At 66.3% G+C, this 15546-nt stretch carries 12 protein-coding genes; 8 read left to right on the top strand and 4 right to left on the bottom strand.

Annotation, left to right across the window (positions count from 1 at the left end):
- Positions 1 to 25: 25 nt before the first annotated feature.
- A complete protein-coding gene (locus QI450_RS14635; protein ID WP_226775325.1) occupies positions 26 to 1219 on the bottom strand; it encodes an AI-2E family transporter in 1194 nt (397 codons plus the stop codon).
- Positions 1220 to 1308: 89 nt separating this feature from the next.
- Positions 1309 to 2643, bottom strand: a complete 1335-nt coding sequence (locus QI450_RS14630) for an FAD-binding oxidoreductase (protein WP_226775326.1) — start codon at positions 2641 to 2643, stop codon at positions 1309 to 1311.
- A gap of 173 nt (positions 2644 to 2816) precedes the next feature.
- Here QI450_RS14630 and QI450_RS14625 point away from each other — a divergent pair, with 173 nt between their 5' ends.
- The 4 genes from QI450_RS14625 (at position 2817) to QI450_RS14610 (ending at position 5999) form a co-directional block, all read left to right on the top strand.
- Positions 2817 to 3227, top strand: coding sequence for a TOBE domain-containing protein (locus tag QI450_RS14625; protein WP_226775327.1), 411 nt, complete (start codon positions 2817 to 2819; stop codon positions 3225 to 3227).
- Positions 3224 to 4045: a molybdate ABC transporter substrate-binding protein gene (modA, locus tag QI450_RS14620; RefSeq protein ID WP_226775328.1), complete on the top strand. Its 822-nt coding sequence runs from the start codon at positions 3224 to 3226 to the stop codon at positions 4043 to 4045. The genes QI450_RS14625 and modA overlap by 4 nt, the downstream gene beginning before the upstream one ends.
- Before the next feature lie 80 nt (positions 4046 to 4125).
- Complete coding sequence (locus QI450_RS14615; RefSeq protein WP_226775329.1) at positions 4126 to 4914, top strand: ABC transporter permease; 789 nt, start codon at positions 4126 to 4128, stop codon at positions 4912 to 4914.
- On the top strand, positions 4911 to 5999 hold the full coding sequence (locus tag QI450_RS14610; RefSeq protein WP_226775330.1) for an ATP-binding cassette domain-containing protein: 1089 nt from the start codon (positions 4911 to 4913) through the stop codon (positions 5997 to 5999). Before QI450_RS14615 ends, QI450_RS14610 begins: the two co-directional genes overlap by 4 nt.
- Positions 6000 to 6053: 54 nt before the next feature.
- Here the strand turns inward: QI450_RS14610 and QI450_RS14605 are convergent, their stop codons facing one another.
- Complete coding sequence (locus QI450_RS14605; protein ID WP_226775331.1) at positions 6054 to 6545, bottom strand: carboxymuconolactone decarboxylase family protein; 492 nt, start codon at positions 6543 to 6545, stop codon at positions 6054 to 6056.
- 519 nt (positions 6546 to 7064) lie between these two features.
- Between QI450_RS14605 and betT the strand changes: the two genes are divergently transcribed.
- From betT to QI450_RS14590, 3 genes are read left to right on the top strand one after another with little or no spacing between them, the layout of a single operon-like run.
- Positions 7065 to 9224 carry a choline BCCT transporter BetT gene (gene betT, locus QI450_RS14600; protein ID WP_226775332.1) on the top strand — a complete coding sequence of 720 codons (2160 nt, stop codon included), beginning with the start codon at positions 7065 to 7067 and terminating at the stop codon, positions 9222 to 9224.
- Entirely contained in the window at positions 9221 to 10708 is a 1488-nt protein-coding gene (locus tag QI450_RS14595; protein ID WP_226775333.1) for an aldehyde dehydrogenase family protein, read from the top strand. Before betT ends, QI450_RS14595 begins: the two co-directional genes overlap by 4 nt.
- 3 nt (positions 10709 to 10711) lie before the next feature.
- On the top strand, positions 10712 to 12289 hold the full coding sequence (locus QI450_RS14590) for a GMC oxidoreductase (protein ID WP_226775334.1): 1578 nt from the start codon (positions 10712 to 10714) through the stop codon (positions 12287 to 12289).
- Here the strand turns inward: QI450_RS14590 and QI450_RS14585 are convergent.
- A complete protein-coding gene (locus tag QI450_RS14585; protein ID WP_256446904.1) occupies positions 12286 to 12417 on the bottom strand; it encodes a hypothetical protein in 132 nt (43 codons plus the stop codon). The two genes, QI450_RS14590 and QI450_RS14585, sit on opposite strands and share 4 nt — an antisense overlap.
- Positions 12418 to 12846: 429 nt before the next feature.
- On the opposite strand from QI450_RS14585, the gene clpB reads away from it, so the two are divergent.
- Complete coding sequence (gene clpB / locus QI450_RS14580; RefSeq protein ID WP_226775335.1) at positions 12847 to 15516, top strand: ATP-dependent chaperone ClpB; 2670 nt, start codon at positions 12847 to 12849, stop codon at positions 15514 to 15516.
- The last annotated feature ends 30 nt before the right edge of the window (positions 15517 to 15546 follow it).

The following is a 15546-nucleotide window of genomic DNA, read 5'->3' as shown; positions in this document are numbered from 1 at the left end:
GACGGAAGTCTAATCCGGCCGCCGGTCAGTCCTGTGGGACATCGGCGGCGGCAGCGTCCGACCCGTCGTTCTGCCGGCCCCGCCCACGCCTAGGCTTGGACCGCACGCCGTCGCCCCTTTCGTTCAGTCGGGTTTCGTGTTCGGCCGCTGCAATGGCCTCGGGGGTAATGTCGTCTCCGGAATTCCAGGCCTTGATCGCGGCCCAGGCCACAGCCACCAAGGGGACGGCAAGGATCGCGCCGATGATGCCGGCGAGGATGGTGCCGGCCGTTAGGGCCAGCAGAATCACCAGGGCATGGACGCTGAGGGCCTGGCCCATCACCACGGGCTGCAGGAAGTTCCCCTCCAGCTGGTTGACTGCGATCACAACGATGATAACGATCAGGGCCGCGACCGGGCCGTTGGCAACCAGCGCGACAAGGGCCGCGAGCGTGCCGGCAAGGGTAGCGCCGATCAGCGGGATAAAGGCGCCAATGAAGGTCAGTGCGGCCAGCGGCAGCGCGAGCGGAACGCCCATTATTACCAGAGCCAGGCCAATAAAAAAGGCGTCGACCAGGGCCACTATGGATGTTCCGCGCACGTAGCCGCCGAGCACGTTCAGGCTGCGCTCCCCGGCACGGCGTGCCTTCACCAGGTTCGGGCCCTTGAACGCCCGCAGCACAAAGGCCCAGATGCTCTGGCCGTCTTTGAGGAAAAAGAACAGGATGACAGCCATCAGGAGGGCCCCGGTGATGACGTTGCCGGCCGCACTGAGCCCGGAAATGGCGCCCGCGCCCACGGTGCTGCTGGTGGCGAAATCGACGACGGCGTCCCGCGCCTGCTGGATCTGCTGGTCATCAACCGGGATCGGACCCGTACGAATAAATGCGTGAACCCGGTCGAAGCCCTCCGTGGCCTTGCTGGCCAGTTGGTCGGCCTGGCTGACGACGGCGACCACGATGCCCGTGATGACAGCGCCGAACGCGATCAGGAGTGCCAGGAACGAGACTGTGGTGGCGGCGGTGCTGGGCCAGCCCCGGCGGCGCAGCCAGTGGACGAAGGGTGCGATCGCGGCGGCGAGGATCAGGGCCAGCAGCGCGGGAATCACCACGAGGCGCACCTGGATCAGGGCATAGACCACCACCACTGACAGGACCAGCAGCAGGAGGACCTGTGCGGTCCTGATGCTGGCGCGGCCCAGGCTGTCGCTCCAGGGGGTTGTCTGTTCCGGACTGCCCATGCTGTTTTTCTCTCCCACTCTCGGATGGTCATCTTACTTACCAACCGTCTCACAGCCGGAGGGTGCAGGCCGGGGGACCGGCCGGGCAATCAGGTAGCGGCGGGCCGGATGTTCTGGTTGCCGCGAAACGTGTTCTCCGGATCGAACTCCAGTTTCACCTGGGCCAGCCGGTTGTAGTTCTCCTCGCCGAAGGCTGCCCGGACCCGGTCCTGGCCTTCGTCGCCGACGAAGTTCAGCCAGACGCCGCCCGTGGCATAGGGGGAGATGTCCTGGCGGAACTTCTTCACCCAGGCCTTGGCCACCTGGCCGCCTTCCGGTGTTTCCTCCAGCCCGAACGGGTGCGAGACCCACCTGGCGTTGCGGTTCTGCAGCGGTGTCTGGGCAGCCGCCGGCCCCGCCACCGCCCCGCCCCAGCTGGCAACCAGAAGTTGGGAGTGGGGGCCGGGCAGGTTCTGCGCTGACTCCACGAGCACGTCCAGGGCGGTGTCCGGCAACTCGTTGTGGTAATCGGCGCTCCAGTAGTTGTACAGGTTTGGCGGGTCGTCGATCATGCACTGGAAATCGGCATAGTTCATTTCGCTGACCAGATCCACTGCCGGGCCCAACTCCCGGAACGGCGCAGCGTGTTCAGCACCGTCAGTGGGGTCTCCCGCATAAAGATAGGCGATCCCTACTCCTTGTTTCCCCACCATCCCGGCTGGAACGAACGGTTCCGGCGGTGCCGTCAGGAACACCAGGGCAGTGCCCACGGCGTCGGGGGCGGCAAGGCAAAGTTCGCGGTAGGCGCGGCTGATCTCGGTCGAGGCATCGCCGGGCCAGAGCATCAGGCCCGCCTGAACCCCAGGACCAAGGTGGTGCAGGCGGAACGTGAACTCGGTGGCGATGCCGAAATTGCCTCCGCCGCCGTGGAGGGCCCAGAACAGCTCGGGGTTCTCCTGGGCGCTGGCGGTCACCCGCTCTGCGGAGGCTGTCACGAGCTTGACGGAAAGCAGGTTGTCGCAGGCGAAGCCGTAGGAGCGCTCGAGCCACCCCGAACCGCCGCCCAGTGTGAATCCCGCGACGCCGGTGGTGGAAGCCCGCCCGCCGGTGCAGGCGAGGCCGTGTTCCTGCGTGGCCCGGTCGAACTCTCCCCACGTCACGCCGGCTCCCACCGTCACCGTCTTGTTGTCCGGGTCCACCGAGATTGACCTCATCGGCCGGACGTCGACTACCAAACCGTCGTCATTGGTTGACATACCGGCAACGGAATGCCCGCCAGCGCGGACGGCAACGGCCAGGCTGTTGTCCTTGGCGTACTGCAAAGCCTCGGCCACCTCGCCCGGGTCCGCACATTGGGCGATGACGGCCGGGCGCCGATCGATCATCGCGTTGAAAAGTTTGCGTGTTTCGTCGTAGTCCGGGTTCTCCGGCCTGACCCATTTCATGGCGCTGCTCCTTGGACGACCGAGGCTCCACCCCTCGCAAAGATTTTAGGCCCAACAACAGCGCCCAAGCTATGGGGCCCGGCTTCGAAGAACCTGCCGGGCGTCAGTCTGGGTTTTCGATTTTGCGCCCAAATACCAACTGAAGATCCGCAAGCGCGGGCTAGAGTAGCCCTATGCCTAATATTCGCGTTTCCGAGGCGGCCCGGCTGCTGGGTGTTAGTGATGACACCATCCGGCGCTGGACCGAAAACGGAAGCCTGACCCCGCACAAGGACGACGCCGGGCGCCACGCCGTGGACGGGCTGGAACTCGCGCGGCTCGCCCGGGAGCAGGCCCAGCTTCCCGATGACCCGGCCAGAGCGGGCAGCTCGGCCCGCAACCGCTTCGTTGGCCTCGTCACAGCAATCACCGCCGACACCGTTATGGCCCAGGTGGAACTGCAGTGCGGGCCGTTCCGCGTGGTGTCGCTGATGAGCAGCGAAGCTGTGCACGAACTGGGGCTGGAACTTGGCTCTGTCGCCACTGCCGTTGTTAAGGCCACCACGGTGATCCTGGAGACGCCGCGCGGTAAGGGCGCCGTATGAGGCGGGGTCCGACTCCGGGCCTGGCGGCACGGCGGACTGTTGTCCTGCGGTATGCCGTCGCGCTGATCACGGCCGGGGTGCTGGCGGCCGGCCTTTCGGGCTGCGCCGCTGCCGGGTCAGGGTCCGGCGGGGACGCGAACAGGACCCTGACCGTCTTCGCCGCGGCATCCCTGAAGCCAACGTTTACCTCACTTGCTGCCGACTTCGAGGCCAGCCATCCCGGCACCGCCGTCAGGCTCAGCTTCGCCGGTTCGTCCGACCTCGCCACCCAGATCAGCCAGGGTGCGCCAGCGGATGTTTTCGCCTCCGCGGACACCGCTAACATGGCCAAACTTGCCGACGCATCGCTTCTGGCCGGGGCTTCCCGGAACTTCGCCAGCAACATCCTCACCATCGCCGTGCCGCCGTCGAATCCGGCGGCCGTCGATTCCTTGGAGGATCTCGCCCGGCCCGGCGTGAAGCTGGTCATCTGCGCCGCCCAGGTTCCGTGCGGCGCCGCCGCGAAGACGGTTGAAAGGGTCGCCGGCGTGGCGCTGCGGCCGGTCAGCGAGGAATCGTCCGTCACCGATGTGCTGGGCAAGGTCAGCTCGGGCCAGGCTGACGCCGGGCTGGTGTACGTTACCGACGTCAGGGCGGCGGGGGGCAAGGTGCAGGGCATCGATTTTGCCGCCGCCCGGGAAGCGGTCAATACCTATCCGGTAGCTACCGTTGCTGCGAGTCGGAACCAGGAACTGGCGGCCGAATTCATTGCCTTTGTGACCGGCGTCGAAGGCCAGAAGGTCCTCGCCGACGCCGGCTTCGGGGCCCCGCAGCCGTGATGGCCCGCCCCACCAGCCCTGCCGGTGCCCGCCCTGCAGGCCGGGGAAGCGCAGTGCGGCAGCCGTCCGGCTTCAGCGGGATGCCCGCATGGATTTTTGCCGCCGCGGCGGCGGGTGCCCTGTTGGTCCTCTTGCCCCTCGCGGCCATGGCTGCCCGGGTTAACTGGGCTCAGTTCATCCCCTTGGTTACCTCCGAGGCATCGCTGACGGCGCTGGGGTTAAGCCTGCGGACCGCAGCCGCGAGCACTGCCCTGTGCATTGTCTTCGGTGTCCCGCTGGCGCTGGTCCTGGCGCGGGGCGATTTTCCCGGCCAGCGCCTCCTCCGCGCCTTTGTGCTGCTGCCCTTGGTGCTACCGCCGGTGGTAGGCGGGATTGCGCTGCTCTACACCTTCGGCCGCCAGGGTCTTTTGGGAAGGAGCCTGGAGCTCGCCGGGATCCAGATCGCCTTTTCCACTGCGGCCGTGATTCTGGCCCAGACGTTTGTGGCGCTGCCCTTCCTGGTAGTCAGCCTGGAAGGTGCACTGCGCAGCGCCGGAACCAGGTACGAGGCGGTCGCTGCCACCCTGGGCGCCAGCCCCGGTACCGTCCTGCGCCGCGTCACCATGCCGCTGGTGCTGCCCGGACTTGCCTCCGGAGCGGTGCTGTCCTTCGCCCGAAGTCTGGGCGAGTTCGGTGCCACCCTGACGTTCGCCGGCAGCCTGCAGGGCGTCACCCGCACCCTGCCGCTGGAAATCTACCTGCAGCGGGAAACCGACGCCGACGCCGCCGTTGCCCTGTCCATGGTCCTCGTTGCGGTGGCCGTGATCGTCGTCGGGCTCTCATACCGGCGTCCCCGCGCCGTCCAGACTCCGGCGGGGACTGCACGGTGACCTTCCGGCTTGAGGCAACGGTGGCTGCCCGGGATTTCAAGGTCTCGCTCAGCGTTGGGGCAGGGGAAACTGTGGCGATTCTCGGTCCCAACGGCGCCGGTAAATCCACGCTGCTGGCCGTGATCGCCGGCCTGCTCCGCCCCGATACTGGCAGCGCCTCCCTCGGCGGGCAGCAACTTTTTGACCTCGACGCCAAGGCCTCGGTCTGGACGGCACCGCACCGCCGGGGGACCGCCCTGCTGGCGCAGGACGCCCTGCTGTTTCCGCACTTGAGTGCCCTGGACAACGTCGCTTTCGGCCCCCGCAGTGCAGGCGCTTCGCCGGGGCAGGCCAGAAGAACGGCGCGGCACTGGCTGCAGGAAGTGGGGGCCGCCGAGCTCGCCGACCGTCGCCCCGGGCAGCTCTCTGGCGGGCAGGCCCAACGGGTCGCCGTGGCCAGGGCGCTGGCGGCCGGGCCGGAGCTGCTGTTAATGGACGAACCGATGGCGGCCCTGGATATTCACGCCGCACCACTGCTGCGGCGGCTCCTCAAGCGTGTGCTGGCCGGGCGCCGGGCCATCATCGTCACCCACGACGTCCTGGACGCCCTGATCCTCGCGGACCGCGTGATCGTCCTGGAGGATGGCAGGGTCAGCGAGGACGGGCCCACCCGCGCGGTGCTCCAGCGTCCGCGCAGCAGCTTCGCGGCCGGCCTCAGCGGGCTGAACCTGCTCGCCGGCACGATCACGGCGGCGGGCCTGCGGACGCCCGAGGGGCTGGAAATCGCAGGCCAACATGATGACGCCGAAGACGGCGGGACTGACGACGCCGGCCGTGTCGGCGGCCGCGGCGCCGGCAGCGCCGGGGTGGCTGCATTCGCCCCGTCGGCAGTTTCGGTCTTTCCGGAGCTACCGCACGGCAGCCCGCGAAACGCGTTTCCGGTGGTGGTCACTGAACTCGAACCGCACGGGGACCAGATCCGGGTCCGTGCCGGCGGGCTCGCCGCGGACATCACCCCGGCGGCCTCGGCGGACCTGGGCCTGGTCCCGGGGGCCGCGGCCTACTTTGTGATCAAGGCCGCCGCCGTCGCGATTTACCCGGTCTAACCGCGGCCGGGCCGGACGCGCTCGGGCCGGCCGCGGCGGCTTAGCCACCGCACGTTAGTCGGATGCGGGCCTCACCGGGTGGCCGCTGACGATGGAGACGCGGTTGAAGGCATTCATCGTGATCGCGAGCCAGCTGACGGCGGCGAATTCATCGTCGGACAGGTGTTTCCGGGCCGCTGCGCCGGCCTGCTCACGGGTCCCGGCGTCGGAAATGTTCGTAATGGTTTCGGCGAGGGCCAGGGCGGCGCGTTCTTTGTCGTTGAAGATCCCGGTATCGCGCCACGCCGGAAGGACGGCGATGCGTTGCGAGGATTCGCCATTGGCCAAGGCATCCCGGACGTGCAGGTCGAGGCAAAAAGCGCAGCCATTGATCTGTGAGACGCGGACGTTGAGCAACTCAATGAGCCCGCGCTCCAGTCCAGCCGCGTCGGCCGACTCCTTGGCCTTGAGCCCGAGTCCGTTGAGCGCGCGCCAGGCGGCCGGATCGGCCTTGTCCAGGAACAGCCGGCGGTGGGTGTCGTGCGGGCCTTGCGCGTTCTCATCCATGGTTCACAGGATACCGACGGCGGACGGCGAAGCACGAAGCGTGACAGATTTGTCATATTCGTGACAGAATCGTTGATGGAGTGAAGTGCGGCGCCGCGGCCGGTTCCTTGGGGGAGCCGGCCGCGTCCGCAGCAGCCCCGCCGTCGTCATCTGCACGATTGGCCGCCACCGCAACGGCCACCGCGACAGCGGACGCACAGCGCGACGGTGGCGCCCCCTGGCTCACGTTCACCGGTCTCGTCCGCCGCCCCGCCCGGGAGCCGCTGCCCGGCCGCCTTGCCCGCGGGGAGCTCAGAATTCGCCGATGGGATAGTGTGCTATGAGACAGTGACCGGGCTCACTTGTTTGGGGGAGAGTGTTGGTGACTTGATAGCGTCGAAAGCCGCGCACAACTCGAAAAGACACCCAGCCGGACGCACGCCGTCCGGGTCTCGCACGCCAGCAAGGCCCCGCCGGTACCAGTAACAGCTGCGGAATCTGCGTCCGCACCGCAGCGTGAAAACTGAAATGGGCCCCCCAATGAGCCAGCCAGCACCGCCGAGTACGGACTTGTCCGGGACTCCTGAAAATCCTCCGCCCGGCGCCGCCAGCGCCACCCCTCCGGAACGCCGGACCCGGGTCAACAAAACAGTATTTTTTGGTTCCGCCATTGGCGTTCTTGCCATTGCACTCTGGGCCATCCTTGCCAAGGACAACGCCGAAGCCGTGATCGGCTCGTTGGTCGGGTGGGTATCGACCAATATGGGGTGGTACTACTTCCTGATCGTCACCGCCGCTGTGGTGTTTGTTGTGATCATCGCAATGTCCAAGGTGGGCAAAACCAAGTTGGGGCCTGATCATTCCAAGCCCCAGTTCGGAATGTTTACCTGGGCCGCGATGCTCTTTGCCGCCGGGATCGGTATCGACCTGATGTTTTTCTCGGTCTCCGAGCCGGTCAGCCAGTACCTTGCACCGCCAACGGGTGAAGGCAGTACCGCTGATGCCGCCCGACAGGCCCTGGTCTGGACCTTGTTCCACTACGGCATCACCGGCTGGGCCCTCTACGCACTAATGGGTTTGGCGCTGGGCTACTTTGCCTACCGGCACAACCTCCCGCTGAGCATCCGGTCAGCCCTGTACCCGATCTTCGGAAAGAAGATCGAGGGTCCCATCGGCCATGCAGTGGACATCGCAGCGCTGTTGGGTACGATCTTCGGCATCGCGACCTCGCTGGGGATCGGCGTGGTCCAGCTCAACTACGGCCTCACCTTTATGTTCGGTGTCCCGGAAAACCTCGGCGTCCAGATCGGCCTGATAGCCCTGTCCGTGGTGATGGCGACGGTATCCGTGGTTTCCGGTGTGGAGAAGGGCATCCGACGGATGTCAGAGCTGAACGTGATCCTCGCCGTCGGCCTGATGCTCTTTGTGCTGGTCACCGGCAAAACGAGTTTCCTGATGGACGGCATCGTGCAGAACATCGGCGACGTGATCAGCCGTTTCCCGGGCATGACCCTGGATACCTTCGCCTACGACCGCCCCACGGACTGGCTGAACGCCTGGACCTTGTTCTTCTGGGCCTGGTGGATCGCCTGGGCGCCGTTTGTGGGACTCTTCCTCGCCCGGATCTCGCGCGGGCGCACGATCCGCCAGTTCGTGGTGGGCACCATGACCGTGCCGTTCCTGTTTATTCTGCTGTGGATCTCCATCTTCGGAAACTCCAGCCTGGACCTCATCATGGGCGGTAATGCCGCGTTCGGCGAGATCGCGATGAACAACCCGGAACGGGGCTTCTACAGCCTGCTCGCCGAATTCCCGGCAGTGCCTATCAGCGCGGCGGTGGCCACCTTCACCGGGCTGCTCTTCTATGTGACTTCCGCGGACTCCGGCGCACTGGTGATGTCCAACTTCACCTCACACCTCAAGGACGCCGACTCCGACGGTCCCAAGTGGATGCGCGTCTTCTGGGCAGTTGTCACCGGCCTGCTGACCCTGGCCATGCTGATGGTCGGAGGTGTGACCACGTTGCAGAACGCCACCATCATTATGGGACTGCCACTGTCGCTGCTGCTGGTGTTCATTATGCTGGGGCTGTTCAAGGCCCTGCGTGTGGAAGCATCCCTGACGGACAGTTTCCGGGCCAGCCTGCCCGGCATGATTGCCGGCCGGGCCGGCGTCGAACACCGCGACGGTCTGAACTGGCGCCAGCGGCTGACCCGGGCCATGAGCTACCCGGGACGACGGCAGGCCAACCGCTTCGTGGAGACAGTGGCCCTCCCGGCCCTGCGCGAAGTCAGTGCCGAGCTTGTCTCCCAGGGTGCCGGAGCCGAGGTCTCCGTGACGGAGGTCGACACGATCAGGATCAACAGTGTGGACCTGGCGGTTGCTATGGGCGACGAGCGGGCCTTCAAGTACCAGGTCTACCCGGTGCAGTACGAGACGCCGTCCTACGCCACCCGCAGCACCGGCTCCGGCGACCACTACTACCGGATGGAAGTCTTTGCCCTGGAAGGCAGCCACGGGTACGACCTGATGGGTTACACCAAGGAGCAAGTCATCACCGATGTGCTGGACCACTACGAGCAACATCTGCAGTTCCTCCATTCAAACCGTGCCGAGCCCGGCAATACGGTCCTGATCGAGGAACACGCAGCAAAAGATAATTGGGAAGCCGATTTCGAACCCCAGGAGGAAAACAAATGAGCGCGGAAACGCTATTCATCGACGGTACGTGGACGGCAGCAGCCGACGGGGACACCCGGGAGATCCGATGCCCGGCGGACGGCGAAGTCGTCGGCGTTGTGTCCGAAGCTGCTGCTGCGGACGCGGTCCGGGCGATCGCGTCCGCGCGGAAGTCGTTCGACGGCGGCGAATGGGCCGGTACCTCGGCGCTGGAGCGCGGGTCGTTCCTGCTCCGGGTCGCCGCCCGGCTGCGTGAGCGGAAGGCAGAATTTGCCCGCGCCGAAACACTGGACACCGGCAAACGCCTGGTGGAAAGTGAAATCGACATCGACGACATCGCCAACTGCTTCGAATACTTCGGCAAGCTCTCCGGGCAGGACTCCGGCCGGGTAGTCGACGCCGGCACCAGCTCGGTGATCAGCCGGATCGAGTACGAGCCGGTGGGTGTGTGCGCCTTGATCGCTCCGTGGAACTACCCGCTCCTGCAGGCAGCGTGGAAGATTGCGCCAGCGCTCGCCGCCGGTTGCAGCTTCATCCTCAAGCCGAGCGAACTAACGCCGCACACCGCCATCCTGATGGTGGACGTCCTGGACGAGCTGGGACTCCCAAACGGTGTCGCGAACCTGGTCCTTGGAGCGGGCGGCGTCGTCGGACCGGTCCTGACCGGAAGCCCGGATGTGGACATGGTCTCCTTTACCGGCGGTTTGGAAACAGGCAAGACCATTGCTGCTTCGGCGGCCGCGACGGTAAAAAAGGTAGCGCTCGAACTCGGCGGCAAGAACCCGAACATTATTTTTGCCGACGCCGATTTCGACGCAGCGCTGGACAACGCCCTGAACGCCGCTTTTGTGCATTCTGGCCAGGTCTGCTCCGCCGGTGCCCGCCTGATCGTTGAAGAATCGATCGCGGAGCGCTTTGTGGATGAACTCGTTCGCCGCGCCGGCCAGATCCGCCTCGGCGGACCCTTCGACCCCGAGGCTGAAACCGGGGCGCTGATCTCCGCTGCCCACCGGGACAAAGTCACCGCCTACGTGGACAAGGGCATCGCCGAAGGCGCACGGCTGCGGTGCGGCGGAAAGTGGGGCGAGGGCGACCTTGCCAAGGGTTTCTACTACCTGCCCACAATCCTGGACCAGGTCACCAGCGGGATGTCGGTGCTGCGCGATGAGGCTTTTGGCCCGGTCGTCACCGTGGAGACGTTCAGCAGCGAAGCCGAGGCCATCAGGCTTGGCAACGACACCGACTACGGACTCGCCGGCGCGGTCTGGTCCCAGGATGCCGGAAAGAGCCAGCGGGTGGCACGCAAGCTGAGGCATGGCACCATCTGGATCAACGACTTCCACCCCTACCTGCCGCAGGCGGAGTGGGGCGGCTTCGGCCAGTCCGGCGTGGGCCGCGAGCTTGGCCCCACCGGCCTGGCGGAGTACCAGGAAGCCAAACACGTCTATCACAACACCGATCCGCAGGTCACCGGCTGGTTCGCTGACCACAACGGGGGGAAGTAGCACATGACGGATCTGAACAACACCGAATTCGACTACCTTGTGATCGGCGGCGGCTCCGCCGGGGCCGCCGTGGCATCGCGCCTCAGCGAGGACCCCGCGGTGCAGGTTGCCCTCGTGGAGGCCGGGCCGGATGACCGCGGCAACGACGTCATCCTCCGGCTGGACCGTTGGATGGAACTGCTGGAATCCGGCTACGACTGGGACTACCCCATCGAGGAGCAGGAAAACGGCAACTCCTTTATGCGCCACGCCCGCGCCAAGGTGATGGGCGGCTGTTCCAGCCACAACTCCTGCATCGCGTTCTGGGCGCCCCGGGAGGACATTGACGAATGGGAGCAGAAGTTCGGCGCCGCCGGCTGGAACGCCGAGATGGCGTACCGGCTCTACAAAAAGCTCGAAACCAACGAGGATGCCGGAGCTGAAGGTCAGCACCACGGCGACAGCGGCCCGGTGCACCTGATGAACGTCCCGCCCTCGGACCCCAGCGGCAGGGCATTGCTGGCGGCCTGCGAAAAGTCCGGCCTTCCTCAGGTGCGGTTCAACTCCGGCGAAACAGTCATCAACGGGGCGAACTTCTTCCAGATCAACCGGCAAGCCGACGGCACCCGCGCATCATCGTCGGTGTCCTATATCCACCCGATCATGGAACGTAACAACTTCACGCTGCTGACCGACCTCCGGGCCCGCAAACTGAACTTCGACGCCGATAACCGGTGCACCGGCGTCGACGTGGTGGATAACAGTTTCGGCAAGACCCAAACGCTGACGGCGCGCGCGGAAGTGATCCTCTCCGCCGGGGCGATTGACTCCCCGAAGCTCCTGATGCTCTCCGGGATCGGGCCGGCCGCGCAGTTGGCAGAATTCGGCATCGACGTCCGCGTGGATTCCCCCGGCGTCGGCGAGCATCTGCAGGACCACCCGGAAGGTGTCATCCAGTGGGAAGCCAAGCAGCCTATGCCGGAGACGTCCACCCAGTGGTGGGAGATCGGGATCTTCGCCGCCACGGAAGACGGGCTGGACCGCCCGGACCTGATGTTCCACTACGGCTCCGTACCGTTCGACATGCACACCCTGCGCCAGGGATTCCCGACGACGGAAAACGGCTTTTGCCTGACCCCTAACGTCACCCATGCACGGTCCCGCGGCACCGTTAAGCTGCGCAGCAGCGACTACCGGGACAAGCCGAGGGTGGATCCGCGCTACTTCACCGACCCGCACGACATGCGGGTGATGGTAGCCGGAATCCGCAAGGCCCGCGAGATTGTGGCGCGCCCGGAAATGGCGGAGTGGGCCGGCCGCGAGCTCTACCCTGGCGAAGCGATCCAGAGCGACGCGGAGATCACCGACTACATCCGCAAGACACACAACACCGTCTACCACCCGGCGGGCACGGTCCGGATGGGTGCCGTGGACGATGTCCTCTCGCCGCTGGATCCGGAGCTTCGGGTCAAAGGCGTCACCGGCCTGCGGGTGGCCGATGCCTCGGTGATGCCGGAACTGACCACGGTGAACCCCAACATCACCACCATGATGATCGGGGAGCGTTGCGCCGAGCTGGTCACGGAAGCGCGGCTCGCCTAGGTCCCGCTGCGGGGGCGCCCTGTTCGCGCTGCCGGACCACGACGCCGGTCCGGCGGCGGCGCGAACAGGGCCGCGGCAAGCGCCGCGCCCGCGCGCATCATCGAGGTGGGGTCCCCGTTGGGGGACATGTCCACTCCTCTGGCCAGCCTGTGGTCATGTTGCATTATGTCCATGGGTGCGGCGGTAGGTGGGACATGTCCACTCCCGCGTGCCCATTCCGTGGGACATGTCCACACTTGGGTTGCGGACTGAACTTTACTCCGCGACCTGGGTCAGGCCCGTACCCGTGCGCCAGTGGACATGCCCGATCTCCGCGTCCGATCCCGGGGGGGGCATGTCCAGCCCTGGGCCCGGAGAGGGGGCATATTGGGAACATGTCCATTGGTGCGGCGCTGGAGAGGGCATGTCCCAGGGGGTGGGGTGCGCCGCTCCGGGGGGACTCTGGCCCTAGACAGCGGTTTCGCCGTCGGCAAACATGGAGCCAAAAGGACTGCGCACAAAGTTGAGCGGAGTAGACTCAACTTTAATATCAGCATTTTTCCCGGAAGGAGCTCTCTTTGGACGCGAAATTCACCACCAAGAGCCAGGAGGCTCTTGCGGCAGCCGCCATGAACGCCTCGACGGCGGGCAATCCCCAGCTCGAACCCGCCCACCTGCTGAAGGCGCTGATGGACCAGCGCGAGGGCGTCGCTGTTGCACTCCTGCGCGCAACGGGCACCGACCCGGATTCGGTCAGTGTCCAGGCCAGCTCCGCCATCAAAGCGCTTCCGTCCACCTCCGGCGGTTCGGTGCAGCAGCCGCAGTTGTCCCGCACCGCGCTGCAGGCAATCAAGAACGCCCAGAACGAGGCCGAGCGGCTGGGCGACTCCTTTGTCTCCACCGAACACCTTCTGCTGGGGCTCGCCTCCGGAAGTGACGCCGTCGGCAAGCTGATGCGCGACGCCGGCGCCTCGCACGAAGCCCTGCTCGCCGCCCTGCCGGGTGTCCGCGGCGACCGGAAGGTGGACAGTGCCGACCCCGAAAACACCTTCCAGGCGCTGGAGAAGTACGGCACCGACCTTACGGCGATTGCCCGCTCCGGCAAGCTGGACCCTGTCATTGGCCGCGACGCAGAGATCCGGCGCATCATCCAGGTGCTGAGCCGCCGGACCAAAAACAACCCGGTCATCATCGGCGAGCCCGGCGTCGGCAAGACCGCCGTCGTCGAAGGTCTCGCCCAGCGGATCGTCGCCGGCGACGTCCCCGAAAGCCTGCGCGGCAAGACCCTGATCGCCTTAGACCTCGCCTCCATGGTGGCCGGCGCCAAGTACCGCGGCGAATTTGAAGAACGGCTCAAAGCAGTCCTGGAGGAGATCAAGGGATCCGACGGCCAGATCGTCACGTTCATTGACGAGATCCACACCGTGGTGGGCGCCGGCGCCTCCGGGGATAGCTCCATGGACGCCGGGAACATGCTCAAGCCCATGCTCGCGCGGGGTGAGCTCCGGCTGATCGGCGCGACCACGCTGGACGAGTACCGCGAAAACATCGAAAAGGACCCCGCGCTGGAACGCCGCTTCCAGCAGGTCTTCGTCGGGGAGCCTAGTGTGGAAGACACCATCGGCATCCTGCGCGGACTCAAGGAACGCTACGAGGCCCACCACAAGGTCGCCATCGCCGACTCCGCCCTCGTCGCCGCTGCCACGCTCTCCAACCGCTACATCTCCGGGCGGCAGCTGCCGGACAAGGCGATCGACCTCGTGGACGAGGCCGCGTCCCGGCTGCGGATGGAAATCGATTCCGCCCCGGAGGAGATCGACCAGCTGCGACGGTCCGTGGACCGCCTGACCATGGAGGAGTTGGCCCTGGCCAAGGAGACTGATCCCGCGTCCGTGGAGCGGCTTGCCGCCATCCGGGCGGACATGGCTGACAAAAAGGAAACGCTCGCCGGGCTCAACGCCCGCTGGGAGGCGGAGAAGGCGGGCCTGAATCGGGTCGGCGATCTTAAGGCCCGGATTGACGAACTGCGCTCCGCGGCCGAAAAGTACCAGCGCGAAGGCGACCTCGAAGCCGCTTCCCGGATCCTTTATGGTGAACTTCCCGCCCTGGAGCGCGAACTCAACGAAGCCGCCGAAGCCGAGTCGGCCCGGGTGGCCGGCGGTGGTGCCAAGCATGACCTTATGGTTGCCGAAGAGGTGACCGCCGATGACATCGCCGAGGTCATCTCCGCCTGGACGGGCATCCCGGCCGGACGTATGTTGCAGGGCGAGAGCCAGAAGCTGCTGGACATGGAGCACGTCCTGGGCGAGCGGCTGATTGGCCAGGCCAAGGCCGTCACCGCGGTCTCCGACGCCGTCCGCCGCGCCCGCGCGGGGATCAGCGACCCCAACAGGCCCACCGGTTCCTTCCTGTTCCTGGGCCCCACCGGCGTCGGCAAGACCGAGCTGGCAAAAGCCCTGGCCGACTTCCTCTTCGACGACGAACGCGCCATGGTGCGGATCGACATGTCCGAATACTCGGAGAAGCATTCCGTCGCGCGCCTCGTCGGAGCGCCTCCCGGCTACGTCGGCTACGAGGAAGGCGGCCAGCTGACCGAGGCCGTCCGCCGCCGGCCCTACTCCGTGCTCCTGCTCGATGAGGTGGAGAAGGCCCACCCGGAAGTGTTCGACATCCTGCTGCAGGTGCTCGACGACGGCCGCCTCACCGACGGCCAGGGGCGCACCGTGGACTTCCGCAACGTGATCCTGGTCCTGACCTCCAACCTGGGCAGCCAGTTCCTGGTGGACCCCACCCTGGACGCGAACGCCAAGCGCGAGGCCGTGATGGCCACCGTGCACGCCTCCTTCAAGCCCGAGTTCCTGAACCGGCTCGACGAGGTGGTGCTGTTCGATCCGCTCAGCGTCGAGGAGCTGTCCCGGATCGTGGAACTGCAGGTCAAGGAACTCGGCGAACGGCTCAAGGGCCGCCGTCTCAACCTGGAAGTGACCGAAGGCGCCAGGGCCTGGCTCGCCGTGACCGGCTTCGACCCGGCCTATGGTGCCCGCCCCCTTCGCCGCCTGGTTCAGCGCGAAATCGGCGACCGGCTCGCCAAAGCCATCCTGGCCGGCGAGATCACGGACGGTGACACCGTCCTGGTGGATACCGCTCCGGACCTGACCCAGCTCACCACGGGCGGTGCCGAAGCGTCGGACCGGCCCGACGGCGGAGCCGCCACCGGCCACGGTCTCTCCGTCCGCCGGAAAGAATAGCGCCCCGCCGCGTCTAGCGCGGCCTTAAGC

Source organism: Arthrobacter sp. EM1, from assembly GCF_029964055.1.
GTDB lineage: Bacteria > Actinomycetota > Actinomycetes > Actinomycetales > Micrococcaceae > Arthrobacter.
This window is presented reverse-complemented; position numbering and strand designations above follow the sequence as displayed.